This window comes from Erythrobacter donghaensis, from assembly GCF_001557325.1.
GTDB lineage: Bacteria > Pseudomonadota > Alphaproteobacteria > Sphingomonadales > Sphingomonadaceae > Erythrobacter > Erythrobacter donghaensis_B.
Window position 1 is genome coordinate 1 of the sequence record NZ_LSJS01000102.1, and the last position, 302, is coordinate 302.

At 67.9% G+C, this 302-nt stretch carries 1 pseudogene; it reads right to left on the reverse strand.

The window, feature by feature from the left end:
- Positions 1–302: pseudogene (locus tag AX692_RS20025) on the reverse strand (IS5/IS1182 family transposase); the annotation flags it as partial.

A 302-nucleotide genomic window follows, 5' to 3' on the forward strand; every position in this document is an offset into this window, starting at 1 on the left:
CCTGACGGATGGCGGTGGTCGCCTCGACATCGACGATCACCGCGTTCTGGAGATCAATAAGGTAATTGGTGGCATAGGCGAAGAAGGCGCGCTCGCGGCTTGCTGCCGTCCAGCGTGCGGCCGGATCGGCCACCGCCAGCTGCTTGGGCGGCACCGGGGTTGCGCCCCCGAAGGCCGCATCGTCGAGCACAGCCAGATACTCGCGAACGGCATGGCTGGTGGCCGGGTCCGGCAGACCATCGGCCTGATCGACGGCATGCTGGCGGTTCACATCGGCGCGCACGAGGCTGCCATCGACCGCG